This is a genomic window from Pseudomonas sp. IT-P171, assembly GCF_949767765.1.
Taxonomy (GTDB): Bacteria; Pseudomonadota; Gammaproteobacteria; order Pseudomonadales; family Pseudomonadaceae; genus Aquipseudomonas; species Aquipseudomonas fluorescens_B.
Genome location: NZ_CATKQN010000003.1, coordinates 217,716 through 236,259 on the forward strand (window position 1 = coordinate 217,716; position 18,544 = coordinate 236,259).

General features: G+C 59.7%; 20 protein-coding genes. 13 read left to right on the forward strand and 7 right to left on the reverse strand.

Annotated elements, in window-relative coordinates; genetic code table 11:
- Window positions 1-92 precede the first annotated feature (92 nt).
- The 6 genes from ACM6I5_RS03250 to ACM6I5_RS03275 all read right to left on the reverse strand — a co-directional run bounded on the left by ACM6I5_RS03250 (window position 93) and on the right by ACM6I5_RS03275 (window position 7,223).
- A complete protein-coding gene (locus tag ACM6I5_RS03250) occupies window positions 93-1,460 on the reverse strand; it encodes a DUF1329 domain-containing protein (RefSeq protein WP_414883173.1) in 1,368 nt (455 codons plus the stop codon).
- Between the two features lie 23 nt (window positions 1,461-1,483).
- Window positions 1,484-3,277: a DUF1302 domain-containing protein gene (locus ACM6I5_RS03255; protein WP_414879386.1), complete on the reverse strand. Its 1,794-nt coding sequence runs from the start codon at window positions 3,275-3,277 to the stop codon at window positions 1,484-1,486.
- A 498-nt stretch (window positions 3,278-3,775) separates the two neighbouring features.
- A complete protein-coding gene (locus ACM6I5_RS03260; RefSeq protein WP_414879385.1) occupies window positions 3,776-4,687 on the reverse strand; it encodes an SDR family oxidoreductase in 912 nt (303 codons plus the stop codon).
- Between the two features lie 159 nt (window positions 4,688-4,846).
- Window positions 4,847-5,749: an alpha/beta fold hydrolase gene (locus ACM6I5_RS03265; RefSeq protein WP_017336582.1), complete on the reverse strand. Its 903-nt coding sequence runs from the start codon at window positions 5,747-5,749 to the stop codon at window positions 4,847-4,849.
- Window positions 5,749-6,531, reverse strand: coding sequence for a class II aldolase/adducin family protein (locus ACM6I5_RS03270; RefSeq protein ID WP_414883174.1), 783 nt, complete (start codon window positions 6,529-6,531; stop codon window positions 5,749-5,751). The genes ACM6I5_RS03265 and ACM6I5_RS03270 overlap by 1 nt, the downstream gene beginning before the upstream one ends.
- A 236-nt stretch (window positions 6,532-6,767) precedes the next feature.
- Window positions 6,768-7,223, reverse strand: a complete 456-nt coding sequence (locus ACM6I5_RS03275; protein ID WP_017336580.1) for a flavodoxin — start codon at window positions 7,221-7,223, stop codon at window positions 6,768-6,770.
- Between the two features lie 100 nt (window positions 7,224-7,323).
- On the opposite strand from ACM6I5_RS03275, the gene ACM6I5_RS03280 reads away from it, so the two are divergent.
- A complete protein-coding gene (locus tag ACM6I5_RS03280) occupies window positions 7,324-7,800 on the forward strand; it encodes a PAS domain-containing protein (protein WP_414879382.1) in 477 nt (158 codons plus the stop codon).
- A gap of 54 nt (window positions 7,801-7,854) precedes the next feature.
- Window positions 7,855-8,460, forward strand: a complete 606-nt coding sequence (locus ACM6I5_RS03285; protein ID WP_414883175.1) for a hypothetical protein — start codon at window positions 7,855-7,857, stop codon at window positions 8,458-8,460.
- Window position 8,461: 1 nt separating this feature from the next.
- Here the strand turns inward: ACM6I5_RS03285 and ACM6I5_RS03290 are convergent, their stop codons facing one another.
- Complete coding sequence (locus ACM6I5_RS03290; RefSeq protein ID WP_017336577.1) at window positions 8,462-9,421, reverse strand: MerR family transcriptional regulator; 960 nt, start codon at window positions 9,419-9,421, stop codon at window positions 8,462-8,464.
- Between the two features lie 212 nt (window positions 9,422-9,633).
- On the opposite strand from ACM6I5_RS03290, the gene ACM6I5_RS03295 reads away from it, so the two are divergent.
- The 11 genes from ACM6I5_RS03295 to ACM6I5_RS03345 all read left to right on the forward strand — a co-directional run bounded on the left by ACM6I5_RS03295 (window position 9,634) and on the right by ACM6I5_RS03345 (window position 18,519).
- The gene (locus ACM6I5_RS03295) at window positions 9,634-10,203 is read left to right on the forward strand and encodes an antibiotic biosynthesis monooxygenase (RefSeq protein WP_414883176.1); all 570 of its coding nucleotides are present in this window, start codon (window positions 9,634-9,636) and stop codon (window positions 10,201-10,203) included.
- A gap of 206 nt (window positions 10,204-10,409) precedes the next feature.
- Window positions 10,410-11,120 (forward strand): dihydromonapterin reductase, encoded by a 711-nt coding sequence (folM, locus tag ACM6I5_RS03300; RefSeq protein WP_017336575.1) that lies wholly within the window; start codon window positions 10,410-10,412, stop codon window positions 11,118-11,120.
- Window positions 11,121-11,141: 21 nt separating this feature from the next.
- Window positions 11,142-11,702 (forward strand): GTP cyclohydrolase I FolE, encoded by a 561-nt coding sequence (folE, locus tag ACM6I5_RS03305; protein WP_017336574.1) that lies wholly within the window; start codon window positions 11,142-11,144, stop codon window positions 11,700-11,702.
- Window positions 11,703-11,704: 2 nt separating this feature from the next.
- Window positions 11,705-12,076 (forward strand): dihydroneopterin triphosphate 2'-epimerase, encoded by a 372-nt coding sequence (gene folX, locus ACM6I5_RS03310; RefSeq protein WP_008026970.1) that lies wholly within the window; start codon window positions 11,705-11,707, stop codon window positions 12,074-12,076.
- A 68-nt stretch (window positions 12,077-12,144) separates the two neighbouring features.
- Window positions 12,145-12,441, forward strand: a complete 297-nt coding sequence (locus ACM6I5_RS03315) for a DUF1244 domain-containing protein (RefSeq protein WP_017336573.1) — start codon at window positions 12,145-12,147, stop codon at window positions 12,439-12,441.
- On the forward strand, window positions 12,434-12,772 hold the full coding sequence (locus tag ACM6I5_RS03320) for a HopJ type III effector protein (RefSeq protein ID WP_414883177.1): 339 nt from the start codon (window positions 12,434-12,436) through the stop codon (window positions 12,770-12,772). Before ACM6I5_RS03315 ends, ACM6I5_RS03320 begins: the two co-directional genes overlap by 8 nt.
- A gap of 243 nt (window positions 12,773-13,015) precedes the next feature.
- A complete protein-coding gene (locus ACM6I5_RS03325) occupies window positions 13,016-14,266 on the forward strand; it encodes an aspartate aminotransferase family protein (protein ID WP_414883178.1) in 1,251 nt (416 codons plus the stop codon).
- Window positions 14,267-14,395: 129 nt separating this feature from the next.
- On the forward strand, window positions 14,396-15,370 hold the full coding sequence (locus tag ACM6I5_RS03330) for an amino acid ABC transporter permease (RefSeq protein WP_414883179.1): 975 nt from the start codon (window positions 14,396-14,398) through the stop codon (window positions 15,368-15,370).
- A 69-nt stretch (window positions 15,371-15,439) separates the two neighbouring features.
- The gene (locus ACM6I5_RS03335; protein WP_414883184.1) at window positions 15,440-16,168 is read left to right on the forward strand and encodes an amino acid ABC transporter ATP-binding protein; all 729 of its coding nucleotides are present in this window, start codon (window positions 15,440-15,442) and stop codon (window positions 16,166-16,168) included.
- Between the two features lie 46 nt (window positions 16,169-16,214).
- Window positions 16,215-17,048, forward strand: a complete 834-nt coding sequence (locus ACM6I5_RS03340; protein ID WP_414883180.1) for a transporter substrate-binding domain-containing protein — start codon at window positions 16,215-16,217, stop codon at window positions 17,046-17,048.
- 187 nt (window positions 17,049-17,235) lie between these two features.
- Window positions 17,236-18,519, forward strand: a complete 1,284-nt coding sequence (locus ACM6I5_RS03345; RefSeq protein WP_414883181.1) for an NAD(P)/FAD-dependent oxidoreductase — start codon at window positions 17,236-17,238, stop codon at window positions 18,517-18,519.
- The last annotated feature ends 25 nt before the right edge of the window (window positions 18,520-18,544 follow it).

Below are 18,544 nucleotides of genomic sequence, written 5' to 3' on the forward strand. Positions count from 1 at the left end.
CGACTTGTTGAAGAAGTATTCAACACGCTGATCGACACCTATAAAAAAGGTGACCGCAAAGTCACCTTTTTCCGTAGGGGCTGTAGGAATGATTACCTTACCCCTGTACTCCGCAGCGCTGCCGGCGTGTAGTCACCTGCCTTGGCATCAATACCGAATTCGAAGCTGCGCTTCTCTTCGTTCTTCATCCCCAGTGCGATGTAGCGACCGGCAATCAGGTCATACAGCGCTTCAACGGTATAGGCCGGCACCTGGTGATCGTAGTAGAACTGGGCATGCCCTTCGGCGACACGCCAGAGCTGGCCGCGACCGTCGTAGTGATCCGCCAGCGCCACCTGCCAACTGTCTTCGTCGATGTACATGTGCCGCTTGGCATACACGTGCCGTTCGTTGGGCTTGACCGTGGCGACGACCTCCCAGACCCGGTGCAACTCGTAACGTGTCAGGTCCTGATTGATGTGCCCGGCCTTGATCACATCGGTGTACTTGAGGTTGGGCGAGTCAAGCTTGTAGCTGTTGTAAGGGATGTACATTTCCTTCTTGCCGATCAGCTTCCAGTCGTAGCGATCCGGTGCGCCGGAAAACATGTCGAAGTTGTCAGTGGTGCGCAACCCGTCGGACGATGTACCGACGCCGTCATAGGCTACTTGCGGTGCACGCCGCACGCGACGCTGGCCGGCGTTGTAGATCCAGGCCTTGCGCGGTTCCTTGACCTGATCGAGCGTCTCGTGAACCAGCAGCACGTTCCCCGCCAGCCGCGCCGGTGCGGTCACTTCCTGTTTGAAATAGCTGAGGACGTTCTCGTCGCTGCCCGGTTTCAAATCCCCCAGCAGCGAAGGCACCGCGACCTCATCCTTGAAACGGATCACCGTGAAGTCGCCATTGGATTGCGGCGTGGCCTGGGTGATGGTGCGACGCAAATTGCCACCGTGATAACGGGTGACATGGTTCCAGATGACCTCGACGCCGTTCTTCGGAATCGGAAACGCGTAGTAGCGATTGCCGGTGAAATTGGCCAGGCCATTGCCGTCGTTGATCGGCGTCACGTTCAGCGCGCTGCGCTTGGCCGACTCGTAGATGTCCGCTGGCAAGGCCACCGTACGATGGGTCGGGTAGACCGGGATCTTGTAGGTCTCCGGGTAGCGCTTGAACATCGCAATCTGACCGTCGGAGAGTTTGTCTTTGTACTTGTCGACGGTTGCTGCGGTGATGATGAACAGCGGCTTTTCATTGGCGAACGGGTCGGCGAGGAAACCTTTGCTGTCCACCGCACCGGCGTTTTTCGGCAGGCCGCCGGTCCAGGCCGGAATCGAACCGTCGGCATTGCCAGCCTTTTCACCGCCCAGTGGCGTCAGGCTGGTGCCGAGTTTGTTGGCTTCTTCCGGCGACACTGCGGCCATTACATCGACGGCCAACAGGCTCAGAGCCAGAACGCTGCATTGCAGAATCATTTTGCGCATTGAAATCATCCTTCTCAGCCAGATCAGAAGTTCACGCCAAAGCTCAGCGCCAGGAAGTCGCGATCTTCCAGAGTGTTGTAGTCACCGCCGAAGAAGTCGGTGTAACTCAAGCTCGCGGTATAGGTGTTGCGATAGTCCGCATCGACGCCGACGCTGATCGCCTTGGCGCCTTCGTTGAACAGACCGTTGGGGCCGTAACCGGCGACATCGTGGGACCACGACAGGTTGGGTTTGAAATTGATCCCGGCGATGACGTTGTTGTAATCAAGGATTGCGCGGGCGCGGTAGCCCCAGGACGTCGAGGTGACGAAACCGTCGGTATCGCCACGGAAACCGTACTGTCCGTAGACCGAATCGCGGCCATAACGCAGCTTGCTTTTGTCCTCCAGCCCGCCGACGTGAACAACGGCCGCTTCACCGACCAACGTCAGACGGTCCGCCCCCGCGACCTGATCGATGAAGTGCGTCAGGGTGCTCTGGATCTGCGTCACTTCCTTGCGGCGATAGCCTTTGTTGTCCGCGCCGGGCGTCGTGGCGATCGGCGAGGCCGCGCCGCCGGCAATCGGGTTGAGCATGGCCAGTGTCAGATCGGTGCTGTTGACCTGCACCGGCAAGTTGGGGCGATAGCTGATCTCGCCGGTCCATGCGGTGCCGGTGGGCAAGGTGGTAGAGAAGCTCGCGCCGTAGAGACGGATGTCTTCCGGATATTCGAGGTAATACTGGCCACGACCGAGCATCACACTCTGGGCCAGCGCCGAACCGGTGCCGGGGGCAATGGCGTTGGCGGTACCGACGATGGCCGGAATCCGTGCCAGCGTTCCCAGCCCGGCGGTGGTGGTGCCGACGTTCGGCGTGCGGCTGTGGTAGTTCATGAAGTACAGGCCGTACTCGGTGTCGTCGCCCAGCCAGCGCAACGCCGTCCCCCATTGCCCGGAGTCGCGGGCATCGCGGTCGCCGCCACGAGGCACGATCACGCCTTCCCTGCCGACCTGGAACCCTTGGCCAAAAGCGGCAGCGATCGGTTGCAACGGCGCAATCGCCGGGCTGGCGACTGTATAGCCTGTGGTGCAGCCGTCTGCCGCCACGTCCCCGCCGAAGAAGGTGCCGCAGTTGTCGAGAACGGTCTGGTCCCACTCCAGTTGATAGAAACCTTCCACCGTCAGTTTGTCGGTCAGCCCCTGAGAAGCGAACAGCATGTTCACCGGAATCAGGCCTTCCTTGATCTCCGCACCAGGACGGCGGAACGCTGAAACGTCGACCGGGTTGATGCTGTTGATCGAGTTGCCGATGAAGGTACTTTCGCCCCAACTGACCACCTGTTTGCCGGCGCGCACAGTGCCCGGCAAATCGGCGATGGAGTAGTTGTGATAGACGAACGCATCGAGGATCTGCGCACCGGAAGACTTGGAGCCCTCCTTGCGATTGTGGTCGCTGATCGGTTTGAACTCGCGGTCTTCGTCCTTCAATTCGAAGTCGTACCAATACTTGCCACGGACGAACACCCCGGTGTCACCGTACTTCAGCTCCAGGTCGTGAATACCCTTGAAGATCTTCGAGAAGGTTTCGCCCTTCTTGAAGTTCAGCCGCCCATCGTCACCGGTGGACGCCTGGCCGGTCCCGCCGTTGACGGTGCCCACCAGCGACCTGTCGGCATCACGCATGCCCCAACTCGCGCCGACGGACAGCGAGGAGTCGAATGTCCCCTCGATTTCGCCAATGTTGAATGAAACGGCCTGCGCCTGGGCACAGCAACCCAAGGCAACCGCAGCGGCCAGCGCCTGCGGTGTGAAGATGGCGCGCATTGTTGTTTTTGTCATGCGTCTTCCCCGGTGAGTGACAGAAGGCCCCACCCTACTGCCGCAGCTCGGGAGCGATAAGCGCACGAAGGAGGTATTCGTTGTGTACCTCTAAAGGATGAATGGCCTTGCCGCGTGGAGTGATGCGCGAGGTATGGATGAAGTGGATGGAGGCTCATCAGCCGGATGCATGAACGCCAGACTGTTACCCGGACTGCAACACTGCATGTTCGGAATCGCTATTTTTCCTTTCGGTTCAAGCGCTTATTCTTCGCGGGCTTTCACAGCAAACGGCCTGACGACACACAGCGATAGCGTGTGATCAGCTCGCGCCCATTGGCGACAGACTTCAGATGAATCGAAGGTTTCGACTCATCGCCCCGTGTTCACTGACGTTGATTTGTAGCTCCTTGATCCAACGTCTTACCTTGGCCGCTGCGTTTGCAGCGGCCTTTTTTATGGGCGATGGTTTTTTGAGGGATGGCAGGTCTCAGGCGAGCCCTGGCGAAAGCGAAGGAATCAGAGCGCGTACTTCTGCAAATTCCCCATCATTTCCTTCAGCGCTTCAATGTTGTCCTTCGGATGCGCCGCGCCTTCGAAATCACAGATCTGCTGCCAGTGCGCCGCGACGTCTTCCGGAGAAAAACCGACCCGTGGATCGAACCCTGCACCCAGGCTACGCTCCCAGCGCACCTTGCCCATCCAGCCGCCGCCGACCTCAAACAACCCGGACGTTTCCTGGCAGTTTTCGCTTGCGAGGTACACCACCAGCGGGCTGACCAGCTCCGGCTTGAGTTGCTCGAACACTTGCGGCGGAATCAGGCCTTCGGTCATGCGGGTGCCGCCGGTGGGGGCGATGGCGTTGACCAGGATGTTGTTTTTGCGGCCTTCGATAGCCAGCGTGCGGGTCAGGCCGTAGAGGCCGAGCTTGGCCATGCCGTAGTTGGACTGGCCGAAGTTGCCGTAGATGCCCGAGGTCGACGCCGTGAAGATCACACGACCATAGTTTTGCTCGCGCAGGTGCGGCCACGCGGCGCGGGTCACTTTGTAGGCGCCTTCGACGTGGACGCGGTAAACCACGTCCCAATCGGCGTCGTCCATTTTGTGGAAGGTCTTGTCCCGCAGGATCCCGGCGTTGTTGACCACCACGTCGACACGGCCAAAGGCGTCGAGGGCGTGTTGCACCAGTTTGTCACCCTCGGTGACGGAGTCATGGTTGGCCTCGGCGGTGCCACCGGCCTCGCGGATCTCAGCCACGACACGGTCTGCCGCAGATGCGTTGGCGCCTTCGCCTTGAGCCGAGCCGCCAAGGTCGTTGACCAGCACCTTCGCGCCCTGTTTCGCGAACAGCAGCGCATGGGCACGCCCGAGGCCGCCACCGGCTCCCGTGATGATCACGACTTTATCTTCGAAGCGCACAGGCTCATTCATTGGGGGAACTCCAGCAGGCCAAGGGACAATGAGTCCGAGTGTCAGGCAAGGCGCCGCGGGTCACAATAAACACGGGGGAGGCTGAATGGTGCGCGATAAGGCTGGGGGATGATGACGCTGGGGATTGGGGTGATAGGCTGCGATCTTTTCAGACCTGACTCACGAGCAGGCCGCCTTCAACGGCAGCGAAATCAACCGGTCGCGAAACGCCAGATAGTGTTTCAGCACCTGCGCGGGCGCTTCCGTCTGCGGATAGTGGCCGATGCCGGGCAACAGCACGGTATCCGGCTCAGGGATCAACTCCCGATAGCGCTCGACCATGTGCCGGCCCGAAATCGGATCGGCCTCGCCATCGATCACCCGCAACGGCACCTCACCGCGCTGCATCGCGCTGACCCAACGCTCGCGCTGGACCCGACGTTCGGGAATGTAGGCAATCAGCTTGTGCATGATCCGGGGCCCGTGATTGCTGTCCACCAGGCTCCAGAAGTCATCCATCTCACTCTCGCTAGGACGGCTCTGCGGCCCGAAGATCTGCCGGAAACTCTTCACCAGCGCATCCCGGGAAAAGGCTCGGCCGATCATCCAGCCCAGCGGGCTGAGCAACAGTTTTTGCATGAGTACCGGGCGGTGGGCTTCCGGAAACAGGCCGCCATTGAGGAACACGCAGCTGGCAAGATGAATGCGCGATTCATAATGCCGGGCCAGCAGTTCCTGTGCCACGCTGTCGCCATAATCGTGGGCCAGCACGTGCACCGGCTGTTCGACATTCAAATGCGCCAGCAATGCCTGTTGCAGATCGGCTTGATCCAGCAGGCTGTATTCGTGGTTCACCGGTTTGGCGGAATCGCCGAAGCCAAGCATGTCGCAGGCGATCAGCCGATAGCGCTGGGCCAGCGGCTGCCACAGGTAATGCCAGTCCCAACTGGCAGTCGGAAAGCCATGGATGAGCAACAGCGGCTCACCCTGCCCCGCCGTCCAGTAACGGAGGTTCTGGCCACGGAACACGAACGTCTGGCCGCGTTTGCGCCAGACACACAGAGGGATCTCGGCAAGTGGCATTAGAATTTATAACCCGGGTCTTGTTGATCGAGTTTGCGCAGCAACGCTGGCCAGGCCAGTGCGCCGCCCATGCCTTGTGCACTTTTGGTGACACCCGCGATCATCGCCTTGGCGCCCGCCAGAATCTGCGGTTCGATGGCGATCAGTTCCGCGCCACCGTTCTGCGCCATCACCTGGATATCGCAGGCGCGCTGAAAGGTGAACATCATCAGGAACGTATCGGCAATGGTGCCGCCACAGGTCAGCAGGCCGTGGTTGTGCAGCATCAGGAAATTGTTTTCACCGAGGTCGGCTTGCAACCGCGCCTTCTCTTCATGGTTCAGCGCTACGCCTTCGTAAGCGTGGTAAGCCAGGCTGGACAGGACAAACAACGACTGCTGGCTGATTGGCAGAACGCCTTGCTTCTGCGCCGAAACCGCAACGCCTGAGGCCGTATGGGTATGCAGCACGCACACCACGTCGTGACGTACTTCATGCACGGCGCTGTGGATGGTGTACCCCGCCGGGTTGATCTCGTAAGGGCTGTCCATCAGCTTGTTGCCGGCCTGATCGACCTTCACCAGGCTCGACGCCGTGATCTCGTGAAACATCAGCCCGAACGGGTTGATCAGGAAGTCTTCGGTGCCGGGCACCTTCGCGGAAATGTGGGTGAAAATCAGATCATCCCAACCGTGCAGGGCGACCAGGCGATAACAGGCCGCCAGATCGACGCGGGTCTGCCACTCGGCGGCGCTGACCTGGTCTTTGACGCTGGGGGACGATTGGAGGGGGGCTACGCTCACGGCAGGGAACCTCGTTTTTTTATTATGGAGTGTTTCCAATGACTACCGAGTCTAGTCAGCCCTCGAGGTTCGCGTAGTTGCATTGGCAGCCAGCTTGATGGCCTAACGAGTCAGTGCGCGAACAAGCATGGATCCATGTCAAGGTACCGACGCCAGCAAAGGCGCAGCGAGCCTCTTCAACAGCCCCCTCCTCACTGTCAAAAATCCGTGCCTTGTGGGTCTGGGCGAACGGCCAGTCAGCCGCGCAGGGCCGTGGCCAGTTCCGCCAGCCAAGGCTCGGCATCGGTTTCCGGTGTAACGCTTTCGCTGGCATCCAGGCGCAGCATCGGCAGCACTTCGCGGATGCCCAGTTCGCCGAACAGTTCACGCATCAGTTCGCCGCCGCCGCAGAACGTGTCGCCATAGCTCGCATCACCCAGACCGATGACAGCACCGGGCAAACCACGCCAGGCCGCTGGCAACTGATCGCGAATGGCGAAATACAGGGGTTGCAGGTTGTCCGGCAGTTCACCCATGCCGGTGGTCGAAGTCACCGCCAGAAAGACATCGGGGCCGAATGCCTGAACATCGGCGAGGCTCGCACGCGGGTTGTGAAAGGTTTCGAATCCCGCAGTTTTCAAAATGTTCGCGGCGTGGCGGGCGACTTCTTCAGCCGTGCCGTACACCGAGCCGGAAAGGATGGCGACTTTCATCAATCTGATCCTGAAGCTTAAAAGACCGGGATATTAACAGCACAGACCTCATTGTTCTTTTAGAATGCAGAACGTCAATCAATCAGGAAGGGATTCTTCAATGATCAACGCGCAATTGCTTCAAATGGTCATCAACGCCTCCAATGACGGCATCGTGATCGCCGAAAAAGAAGGCGAGCAAGACAACATTCTGATTTACGTCAACCCGGCATTCGAACGCCTGACCGGTTACACCAGCGAAGAAATCCTCTACCAGGATTGCCGCTTCCTGCAGTCAGGCGACCGCGATCAGGACGCACTGCAGTTGATTCGCGAGGCGCTGGACAGCGGCGGCTCCTGCCGGGAAATCCTGCGAAATTACCGCAAGGACGGCACCCCCTTCTGGAATGAGCTGTCGCTTTCGACGGTGAAAAACCCGAGCGACGGCCAGACTTATTTTGTCGGCGTGCAAAAAGACGTGACTGTTCAGGTCAAGGCACAGCAGCGGGTTACACAGTTGGAGGCGCAAGTCGCCGAGCTTGAAAAAGAGCTTGCCGCGCTAAAAGCGACGAACGGCGAAAACAAATCCAAGAATTGATTGTCATTAACTACAATCACCGGTGACTTTGTAACTATTTCATTCGAGCAGATCATGCAACGCGACGCACTCCTGACCCAGGATGAGCTGGATTTCATCCAGACCATGCAACACAACCCGCAACTCAATGTGCGGGATGCGACGTCGAGCCTGCTCGTCAACGGTGGTTCGCAAATCCGTGACTTGCTCACGCGCCTTGCCGCACATGAGCAAGTCACCATCCAGGCCAATTTCGAAAATCAGCAAATGACCTTCCCGCTGCATCTGGTGGAAGACGAGTTTCATGCGCTGCATTTGCGCCTCGGCGTCCCCAGCATCTATGAAGACGGGCCGATGGTCCGGCCATGGCGCCTGGTACTCGACGAGCCGGTCGCGCTGGAAAATGCCAGTGGCCAGCCCGGTACGATGTGGGTGCACGAGGTGTCGTTCAAGGGCGTCCTGCTGGAAGTCCGCAACAAGACCAAACCACCCAAACATTTCGCGTTGTGGTTCAGCCCTTCAGGCTATGAGCGGATCGCGATGCGCGGCACCTTCGAGAAGGAAACCGATAACGGTTTCTACGCATATCAGTTGAGCCAGAGCGACACCGACGAAACCGAGCGCCTGCGCCAGTACATCCTTCAGCAGCATCGGCTGACGCATCCCGCCCTGCACTTCTGATTCAGGTATCCAGGTTGCCTGCCAGGAACTGTTTCAGACGCTGGCGCATCACCATTCCCTCGCTCCCCAGACAACCAATGGACGAGCCGTTCAGGCTCTCTTGCGCCAGATCCGACGCATCGCCGGCGAGCATCAATTGGCAATCCAGGCTCATGGCCAGCCGATTCAAACGCCGCGGCAGCTCAGGGGCAGGAGCATGACTGGACACCAGCACCAACGCCTGTGGCTTGACTCTTTCGCAGATCAGGGTCAATTCGTCGAAGGGCTGTCCGAGCGCCAGCACTTGAATCGCCGAATCGACACTGCTCAGAAACAGCGCCGTGAGCAGCACTTCCAGCTCGCGACATTGATCGTTAAGGGCAGCGACAATCACGCGGCGCGGCTGCATGACACGTACCAACAGCAGACGCTGCAACACGCGAGAACGCAGAAAGCCATCCAGGAATAGCCACTCGCTTGTCTGACCGAACCCTTCATGGCGTTGCAGCAATTGCTGCCAGAGCGGAATCAGAATGTCCTGGAACGCCACCGTCAGGGGATAACTGGAAAAAATCTGCCCATAAACCTGCTCCAGTTGCACCTCATCAAACGCACTGACGGCGACTTTGACCTGTTCCTGCCACTGCGCGTAATCCGCTTGCACCAGTTCATTGGGGATGAGGTGCGCCAGCGCCTGAAGCGGCGCGGTCCTGGCCAGGATCTTGGCGACCTTGCTGACGGCAACGCCGCGGTCGATCCAGCCAAGGATACTGTGGACCCGCTCGATATCGGCCACCGCGTACAAGCGATGCCCGCTTTCGGTGCGCTTGGGCTGGATCAGACCATAACGGCGCTCCCATGCCCGCAACGTGACCGGGTTGACGCCTGTCAGCCGAGACACCTCGCGAATCGGAAACAGTTCTTCCTGCTCAAGCGGAACAGAGGTCTGAGTACCAGCGACATCGTCAGTCAGAACAGGCATAAGGCAGGTCAACGTCCTTGCAAGGATTGGATCCCATTCTAACTCGGTTGCCCCATGATCATTCAACACATAGATGAACAACGATTATCAGGGGCACAACCTGTAGAATCGGAATAATCCTTGCTTGTTCCGAGACGCAGCCCACCACCCCGGCGCTGCGCCTGGCGAAACTCCTACCCGGAGTGACGCGTTAGTCCATACGGAGATACACAATGTCTACCCCACCCGTCACGCTGATGGTTGCGCGCCGCGTCGCCGATGGGCGTTATCAGGACCTGATGGCCTGGTTGCGCGAAGGCGAACAACTGGCCACCGACTTCCAGGGTTATCTCGGCTCAGGCGTGCTCGCCCCGCCGCCCGAGGATGACGAATTCCAGATTATTTTCCGCTTCGCCAACGAGCAGACGATGCACGCCTGGGAGCATTCCGCCTCGCGTACCGCTTGGCTTGCACGCGGCAGCGACCTGTTTGCGCACAAGACAGAACACCGGGTGAGCGGCATCGAAGGGTGGTTCGGCGCTGCCGGCCAACGTCCCCCTCGCTGGAAACAGGCCGTGGCGATCTGGCTGGCGTTCTTCCCGGTGTCGCTGATGTTCAACGTTGTACTGGGGCCGCTGCTCGGCGAAATGAGCCTGCTGCCTCGGGTGTTGATCAGCACGCTGTGCCTGACGCCGTTGATGGTCTACTTCTTCATTCCGCTGTCGACCCGGATCCTTGCAGGCTGGCTGAACAGCACTCCCGCGCGTCCGGTGCCCGCCGATGCCTCGACTCTAAACCACTAACAATCCTCCTGTGGGCGCGAGCTTTTTGTGGCGAGGGAGCTTGCTCCCGCTTGAATGCGCAGCGCTCACGACAGGGGGCCGCTACGCAGCCCAGCGCGAGCAAGCTCCCTCGCCACAAAAGCTCGCTCGCACAAAGGAGGCTCCACGATAGGTACACCGCTCCCGTCGCTGGTATAGTTTTGCTCTTACCGCGACGCGAGCCGTTCATGACTTCTTCATCCGCCCCGATCCTCATTACCGGTGCAGGCCAGCGTGTCGGCCTGCACTGTGCGCAGCGTTTGCTCGAAGACGGCCATGCCGTGATCTTCAGCTATCGCACTGAACGCCCCGGCGTACAGGCGTTGCGCGACTTGGGGGCGACGGCGGTATTCGGGGACTTTTCCACCGAAGCCGGGATCTTCGCGTTCATCAGCGAACTGAAAAACCACACTGACCACCTGCGCGCGATCATCCATAACGCCTCCGAATGGTTGGCCGAAACGCCGGAAACCGACGCCGCTGCCTTCACCCGCCTGTTCAGCGTGCACATGCTGGCGCCCTACCTGATCAACCTGCACTGCGCCGACTTGCTGCTACGCTCGAGCCCCGCCGACATCGTGCACATCAGCGATGACGTCACCCGCAAGGGCAGCAGTAAACACATCGGCTACTGCGCGAGTAAAGCCGGGCTCGACAGTCTCACGTTGTCCTTCGCCGCGAAGTACGCACCGGACATCAAGGTCAACGGCATCGCCCCAGCCCTGCTACTGTTTAACCCCGACGACGATGAAGCCTATCGCACCAAGGTCCTGGCCAAGTCCGCGCTGGGCATCGAACCCGGCAGCGAAGTGATCTACCAGAGCCTGCGTTATTTGCTCGACAACCCTTATGTCACCGGCACGACACTGACCGTCAACGGCGGACGGCACCTCAAATAGATCGCCCCGCGAGGATGTTCCATGACGTTATCCCTGTCCCAGAACTATCGCGAGATCCTCATCGGCCTCGGCGAAAATCCCGACCGCGAAGGCTTGCTCGATACACCGCTGCGTGCGGCCAAAGCCATGCAGTACCTGTGTCACGGTTATGAACAGTGTGTCGAAGAAATCGTCAACGGCGCGTTGTTCGCCTCCGACAACGATGAAATGATCATTGTCGACAACATCGAGCTGTATTCGCTGTGTGAACATCACCTGTTGCCCTTCATCGGCAAGGCGCATGTGGCTTATATTCCAACGGGTAAAGTGCTGGGTCTGTCGAAGATTGCACGGTTGGTGGACATGTTCGCCCGTCGTCTGCAAATCCAGGAAAACCTCACCCGGCAAATCGCCGACGCGGTGCAACAGGTGACCGGTGCCGCGGGTGTCGCGGTGGTCATCGAAGCACAGCACATGTGCATGATGATGCGCGGCGTCGAGAAACAGAATTCGACCATGAACACCTCGGTGATGCTCGGCGCCTTCCGCGAGTCGAGCAACACCCGTCAGGAGTTCCTGCAATTGATTGGACGGAGCAAGTAGCAATGCCACAACTTCAACCAGGAATGGCACGCATCCGGGTCAAGGACCTGTGCCTGCGGACATTCATCGGGATCAACGAGGATGAAATCCTCAACAAGCAGGATGTGCTGATCAACCTGACCATCCTGTATGCCGCTCAGGAAGCCGTGCGTGACAACGACATCGATCACGCGCTCAATTACCGGACCATCACCAAAGCGATCATCGCCCACGTCGAAGGCAATCGCTTCGCCCTGCTTGAGCGACTGACCCAGGAAATTCTCGACCTGGTCATGGCGAATGAATCGGTGCTGTACGCCGAAGTCGAAGTCGACAAGCCCCACGCCTTGCGTTTCGCCGAGTCGGTGTCGATCACACTCGCTGCAAGCCGCTGACCGCGTCTGGCGCATCGTGCGCCAGGCTTTTATCATCCGCGCCACGATTCGATTGCACAGAGCCCGCCATGAACGATCAACAACGCCTCGAACTTGAAGCCGCCGCTTTCCGCCGGCTGGTCGCGCACCTGGACAGCCGCAAGGATGTGCAGAACATTGACCTGATGAACCTCTCGGGTTTTTGCCGCAACTGCCTGTCCAAGTGGTACAAGGCCGCGGCAGATGAGCGCCAGATCGAGGTCAGCCTCGATGACGCCCGCGAAGTGGTCTACGGCATGCCGTACGCCGAGTGGAAAGCCCAATACCAGCAAGAAGCCAGCGCCGAACAACAAGCGGCGTTCGCCAAAGGAAAACCCAATGAGTGATTTGAACACCCTGCGCGCCAGCCTCAAGAGCGGCGAACACGTTTTTGCCGACACCCTCGCGTTCATCGCCGCGGGCTACGATTACCAGCCTCAGGCCTTCAACAACGGCGGTGTGGACAATGCGGCCGGGCAGAACGAAGGTTCGTGCAAGACTCTGGGTCTGGCGTTGCTGGAAGGCCTGAGCGATGAAGAAGCGCTGTTGGCGTTTGGCGAGCATTACCGTTCTGTCGTGGCGACGCCTGAAGGCAGCGATCACGGAAATATTCGTGCGTTGATTGCCCACGGTCTGGCCGGTGTGAAGTTCACCCAGCGCCCCCTGACACGCCGCTGATAAAATCCCGCAAAAAACCTGTGGCGAGGGAGCTTGCTCCCGCTGGACTGCGTAGCTGTCCCTATTTTTTGGGGCCGCTGCGCGACCCAGCGGGAGCAAGCTCCCTCGCTACAGGTTGCGTTTTACCTGCCCAGCACACATCCCGACTTTTAAGATTGACCCGCCCACTTTATTTCGTTTGCCGGGCACCGCTGCTCGCGGCTTAGATAAAAAGAAGCCTCCCTTCTTCAGAGTCGGTCATCCATGAGCAGCGAATCCATCAGCCGGTCGATCAACATCGTTCATCCTGTCACGCTCAGCCACGGCAAAAACGCCGAGGTCTGGGACACCGATGGCAAACGCTATATCGATTTTGTCGGCGGCATCGGCGTGTTGAACCTCGGCCATTGCCACCCGCGCATCGTCGAGGCCATTCGCGAACAAGCCACCCGGCTGACCCACTACGCGTTCAACGCGGCGCCGCACGTACCCTATCTCGACTTCATGGATCGCCTGGCTGCGTTTATTCCGGTGGATTACCCGGTCAGTGGCATGCTCACCAACAGCGGCGCGGAAGCGGCGGAAAATGCGTTGAAGATCGTCCGTGGCGCGACCGGTCGCACGGCGGTCATTGCCTTCGACGGCGCCTTTCACGGACGCACGCTCGCCACGCTCAACCTGAACGGCAAAGTCGCGCCCTACAAACAGAAAGTCGGCGTACTGCCCGGTCCGGTGTACCACCTGCCCTTCCCCAGCGAAGACAACGGCGTGACCTGCGCCGAAGCGCTGAAGGCGATGGATCGACTGTTCAGTGTCGAAATCGATGTCGACGACGTGGCGTGCTTTATCGTTGAACCGGTGCAGGGCGAAGCGGGCTTCCTGGCCATGGACGTCGAGTTCGCTCAGGCGCTGCGACGCTTGTGCGATGAAAAAAACATCCTGTTGATCGCCGATGAAATCCAGTCCGGGTTCGGCCGCACCGGTCAGCGTTTTGCGTTTTCGCGTTTGGGAATCGAGCCGGACCTGATCCTGCTCGGCAAAAGCATTGCTGGCGGTGTGCCGCTCGGTGCGGTGGTCGGGCGCAAGTCGTTGCTCGACACCTTGCCCAAGGGCGGACTGGGCGGCACTTACTCAGGCAATCCGATTGCCTGCGCTGCCGCATTGGCGACACTCGACGAAATGACCGATGCCAACCTGCATGCCTGGGGCTCGCAGCAGGAAGAAGCAATCGTCAGCCGTTACCACTCCTGGCGCGCCAACAAGACTTCGCCCTTTCTCGGGCGACTGACCGGCGTCGGCGCCATGCGTGGCATCGAATTGGCCCATGCCGACGGCACACCGGCCCCGGCGCAGCTGACGCAACTGCTGGCCCTGGCGCGAGAGGCCGGGTTGCTGCTGATGCCCAGCGGCAAGTCGCGCCACATCATCCGGTTGCTGGCGCCACTGACCACCGAGGCTGCCGTGCTGGAGGAAGGTCTGGACATCCTCGAAGCGTGCCTGGCGAAACTGACCTGACAGCAAACTGCGATCCGGGACTGACATAGCGAATTATGTTCGCTTGTCGTCCCCGATTTTGCGTCGCAATACTGGCCAAAGACCCCTTTCATCTAGCGAGATCATCACCACCTACAAGCCGAGGCATGCATGTATCACGACAATATAATTTATAAGAAAAAGTCCAACGATCCTCAATTCCTGCTCGGCGTAGCCGTGGTGCTGTTCCTCGGCGCCTACCTCATGAACCTGGGCAACAGCGCCCTCAGCCATTTCCTGCAACCCTTGCTGGGCGATGCCCCGGACAGCCTGACCGCGCGCAACATCGCCATCGGCCTGGGAATTGCGGTACTGGGCACGCTGAATTTCCACGTCCTCGGGCGCTTGAAGTTCAAGGTGCAAACCACGGTGGTATGGATCGAGCTGCTGATTCTGTTCCTCGCATTCTTTGACACCTTCGACCTCTCCTACAGTTTCATCCTCGACAAGGTCGGCTTCCTGATCATCCAGGGCGCTGCAACCACCTTGTACATCTCCGCCGTGGCCATCTTGATTGCCTTCGTGCTGGCGCTGATCGGTGCGGTGGCCAAGCTGTCGAACAACGGGCTGGCCAATGCCCTGGCCTCGTTCTACACCTCGTTCTTTCGCGGCGTGCCGCTGCTGATCCAGATCTACCTGATTTACCTGGGTCTACCGCAACTGGGCTATGTGGTCGATGCGGTGCCCGCCGGCATCCTCGCGCTGTCGCTGTGCTACGGCGCCTACATGACCGAGATCTTCCGGGCGGGTATCCAGAGCATTCCGGTCGGCCAGTGGGAAGCGTCACGCGCGCTGAACATCAGCCCGTTCAAGACCCTGAGCCGGGTGATCATGCCCCAGGCCTTGCGGGTGATCATTCCGCCCACCGGCAACCAGTTCATTGCCATGCTCAAAGACAGTTCGCTGGTGTCGGTGATCGGCGTCTGGGAACTGATGTACCTGGCCAAGACCCAGGGTCGCGCGGACTTCCGCCACCTGGAAATGCTGATCACCGCCGCGATGATTTACTGGGCCCTGTCGTTCATTCTGGAACGGGTACAGGCGCGAATCGAAAAACGGGTCAACCGATCCGTGGCAAGGGGTTGATGCGTGATGACTCAAACCAATACTGCTGAGCGACTGGACCTGGGCTCTGCTGCGCCGGCCAGCCCTTCGATGATTTCGATCACCGGCCTGAACAAGTGGTACGGCAACTTTCACGCCTTGCGCGATGTCGACCTGAACGTCGCCACCGGCGAAATCCTGGTGGTGTGCGGGCCGTCGGGCTCGGGCAAATCGACGATGATTCGTTGCATCAACCACCTGGAAAATTTTCAGAAAGGCCACATTCAGGTCAACGGCATCACCCTCACCAGCGAAGCGGAAAGCGTCAGCGCCGTGCGCAGTGAAATCGGCATGGTGTTCCAGAGCTTCAACCTGTTCCCGCACTTGAGCGTCATGGACAACCTGACCCTGGCCCCGCAACTGGTGCAAGGCGTGTCGGCCACCGAGGCGAAAAAACGTGCACAGGTTTACCTGGAGCGGGTGCGCATTGCCGAACACGCGCACAAATATCCGTCGCAATTGTCCGGCGGACAACAGCAGCGCGTGGCGATTGCCCGGGCGCTGTGCATGAATCCCAAAGTGATGCTGTTCGACGAACCGACCTCGGCGCTGGACCCGGAAATGGTCCACGAAGTGCTGGATGTCATGGGCGAACTGGCCACCGACGGCATGACCATGATCTGCGTGACCCATGAGATGGGGTTTGCCAGCAAGGTGGCTGACCGCGTGCTGTTCATGGACCAGGGCCAGGTTATCGAACAAGCCACCCCCGCCGAGTTTTTCAATAACCCACAGACCGAGCGCGCGCAGAAATTCCTGTCGCAGATCATCGGTCACTGAAGACCGCTTTGCCCCCATAAAACAATAACGATACATGGAGATGGACATGGTCAGAAGTAAAAGCGTAACCACCCTCGCCGCCGCACTGTCGCTGTTGTTCGTCGGTGCCGCCAATGCCGGTGCCGTTCTGGACAAGATCCAGAGCAGCAAGACGTTGACCGTCGCCACCTCGGCGACCTGGCCACCCCAGGGGTTCATCAACGACAAGAATGAAATCGACGGCTTCGATATCGACGTATCCAAAGAGATCGCCAAGCGACTCGGCGTCGAGGCCAAGTTCATCACGCCCGACTGGGATGTGATCACCGCAGGCAAGTGGAACGGCCGCTGGGACGTGTCCGTGGGTTCGATGACCGCGACCAAGAGCCGCGCGCGGATTCTCGATTTCCCCGGGACCTATTACTACGTTCCCTACGTGTTCGCGGTGCATGACAAATCCAAAGTCACCGACCACAAGGCGCTGAATGGCAAAACCATCGGCGTTGAAGGGGGCACTACGTCCGAGGACTATTTCAGCCAGGCGCTGGCCATTGAAACCACGGACGTGCCGCCCGTCGTCTATGACGTAAAAACCGAAAAAATGAAGACCTACGCCGGTTCCGTCGGGCCGCTGGACGACCTGCGCCTGGGCGACGGTGCCCGTCTGGACGCCATCCTCACGCAACGCAGCACACTGGATGCCGCCATCAAGAAGGGCTATCCGTTGCGGGCCGTCGACGACAATATCGCGTTCTATGAACCGCTGGCCGTCGCCACCGACAAGGGTGACCCGGAACTCAAGGCCAGGCTCGGTGAAATCATCGCCGCGATGCACAAGGACGGCACGCTGACCAAGCTGTCGGACAAGTGGTACGGCGTCGATTACTCGACCATCAAGTAATCACCCGCCCCTCCCCTGTAGGAGCGAGCCATGTGGCGAGGGGATTTATCCCCGTTGGGCTGCGGAGCGGCCCCGGCATTTCAACGTTAAAGCGCATCTACGACTGCTGCGCAGCCGAACGGGGATAAATCCCCTCGCCACACAGGCTCGCTCCCACATAGGTAAGGCAATTACCCAAGGATTGACCATGTCCTTTCCCAACACCTGGTATTCCCAAACCTCGCTGCCCCGCGCGGCCAGGTCCGAATTGAACAGCGACGAAATCTGCGACGTCTGCATCATCGGTGCCGGCATCGCCGGGCTCACCGCCGCTCTGGAACTGACCCGACGCGGCAAACGCGTGATCCTCCTCGAAGCCCATCAGGTGGCGTGGGGCGCGTCGGGCCGCAATGGCGGCGTGGTGTCGCCGGGCTGGGCCGAAGGGTCTGGCGCGATCCGCAAAAAAGTGGGACTGGAGCAGGCTCGGACGCTGTTTCAGATGTCGGTCGAAGGTGTGGAGATTGTCCGCCGCAACATCGCCGAACTGGCGCTGGCAGGTTGTGCGCCGTCCGCCGGTACGATTCGGGTCAAGCGTTACGACGATGGCGCCGGTGTGAAAAACCACATCGAAACCATGCGACGCGACTTCGGTTATGAACTCAACTTCCTCGACACCGCCAAGGTCCGCGCGCAGGCGCACACCCTTCGCTATTTTCAGGGTGTCGAAGATCCCAACGCCATGCACTTCCACCCGCTTAACTATTGCCTGGGCCTGGCGCTGGCCATTGAAACTGCGGGAGGCAGGATTTTCGAGCAGTCAAAAATGCTCGCCTGGCAGCGCGAAGGCGCCGACAAAATCGTCAGGACCGCTCATGGCAGTGTCCGCTGTCAGGACCTGATATTTTGCGCCGGCGGCTACGGCGGCCCGGAACTGCAAAAACTCAGCCGCGCCTACCTGCCGATCGCCACCTATGTGGTGCTGACCGAACACCTGGGCGACTCGATCAAAAACGTCCTCGATTCAGGCGCCGCATTCTCGGACGACCGCCGCGCTTCGGATTACTACCGCGTCGTCGAAGGCGACCGCCTGCTCTGGGGCGGACGCATCACCACCCGCAACGAACAGAATGAAAAGGCCCTGGCGGCCATGCTCAAGGCCGACATGGTGTCGGTCTATCCGCAGCTGGCGCCAGTGAACATCGAATTGGCCTGGTCTGGCCTGATGGGTTACTCGACCAACAAAATGCCCAACCTCGGGCTACTGGAACCGGGCGTCTGGGCTTGCACATCGTTTGGCGGTCACGGGCTGAACACCGGGTCAATTGGAGGCCGGGTGATCGCCGAAGCGGTGTGCGGGGAAAGTGTGCGGTATCAGTCGTTCAAACCGTATCTGCTGGACTGGAACGGTGGGCCGTTCGGAAGGGTGGCTGCCAATGCGATCTATCAATCGCTGAAGGTCATGGATTATGTTCAGGAGCGCTTTCGCGGTTGATCGCCATTTCCGCAAACCCTGTTAA

Bases quoted from the DNA above. Each gene is read 5' to 3' on its own strand.
- ACM6I5_RS03250 (WP_414883173.1), bottom strand. From the start codon at position 1,460: ATGCGCAAAATGATTCTGCAATGCAGCGTTCTGGCTCTGAGCCTGTTG.
- ACM6I5_RS03255 (WP_414879386.1), bottom strand. From the start codon at position 3,277: ATGACAAAAACAACAATGCGCGCCATCTTCACACCGCAGGCGCTGGCC.
- ACM6I5_RS03260 (WP_414879385.1), bottom strand. From the start codon at position 4,687: ATGAATGAGCCTGTGCGCTTCGAAGATAAAGTCGTGATCATCACGGGA.
- ACM6I5_RS03265 (WP_017336582.1), bottom strand. From the start codon at position 5,749: ATGCCACTTGCCGAGATCCCTCTGTGTGTCTGGCGCAAACGCGGCCAG.
- ACM6I5_RS03275 (WP_017336580.1), bottom strand. From the start codon at position 7,223: ATGAAAGTCGCCATCCTTTCCGGCTCGGTGTACGGCACGGCTGAAGAA.
- ACM6I5_RS03280 (WP_414879382.1), top strand. From the start codon at position 7,324: ATGATCAACGCGCAATTGCTTCAAATGGTCATCAACGCCTCCAATGAC.
- ACM6I5_RS03285 (WP_414883175.1), top strand. From the start codon at position 7,855: ATGCAACGCGACGCACTCCTGACCCAGGATGAGCTGGATTTCATCCAG.
- ACM6I5_RS03290 (WP_017336577.1), bottom strand. From the start codon at position 9,421: ATGCCTGTTCTGACTGACGATGTCGCTGGTACTCAGACCTCTGTTCCG.
- ACM6I5_RS03295 (WP_414883176.1), top strand. From the start codon at position 9,634: ATGTCTACCCCACCCGTCACGCTGATGGTTGCGCGCCGCGTCGCCGAT.
- folM (WP_017336575.1), top strand. From the start codon at position 10,410: ATGACTTCTTCATCCGCCCCGATCCTCATTACCGGTGCAGGCCAGCGT.
- folE (WP_017336574.1), top strand. From the start codon at position 11,142: ATGACGTTATCCCTGTCCCAGAACTATCGCGAGATCCTCATCGGCCTC.
- folX (WP_008026970.1), top strand. From the start codon at position 11,705: ATGCCACAACTTCAACCAGGAATGGCACGCATCCGGGTCAAGGACCTG.
- ACM6I5_RS03315 (WP_017336573.1), top strand. From the start codon at position 12,145: ATGAACGATCAACAACGCCTCGAACTTGAAGCCGCCGCTTTCCGCCGG.
- ACM6I5_RS03320 (WP_414883177.1), top strand. From the start codon at position 12,434: ATGAGTGATTTGAACACCCTGCGCGCCAGCCTCAAGAGCGGCGAACAC.
- ACM6I5_RS03325 (WP_414883178.1), top strand. From the start codon at position 13,016: ATGAGCAGCGAATCCATCAGCCGGTCGATCAACATCGTTCATCCTGTC.
- ACM6I5_RS03330 (WP_414883179.1), top strand. From the start codon at position 14,396: ATGTATCACGACAATATAATTTATAAGAAAAAGTCCAACGATCCTCAA.
- ACM6I5_RS03335 (WP_414883184.1), top strand. From the start codon at position 15,440: ATGATTTCGATCACCGGCCTGAACAAGTGGTACGGCAACTTTCACGCC.
- ACM6I5_RS03340 (WP_414883180.1), top strand. From the start codon at position 16,215: ATGGTCAGAAGTAAAAGCGTAACCACCCTCGCCGCCGCACTGTCGCTG.
- ACM6I5_RS03345 (WP_414883181.1), top strand. From the start codon at position 17,236: ATGTCCTTTCCCAACACCTGGTATTCCCAAACCTCGCTGCCCCGCGCG.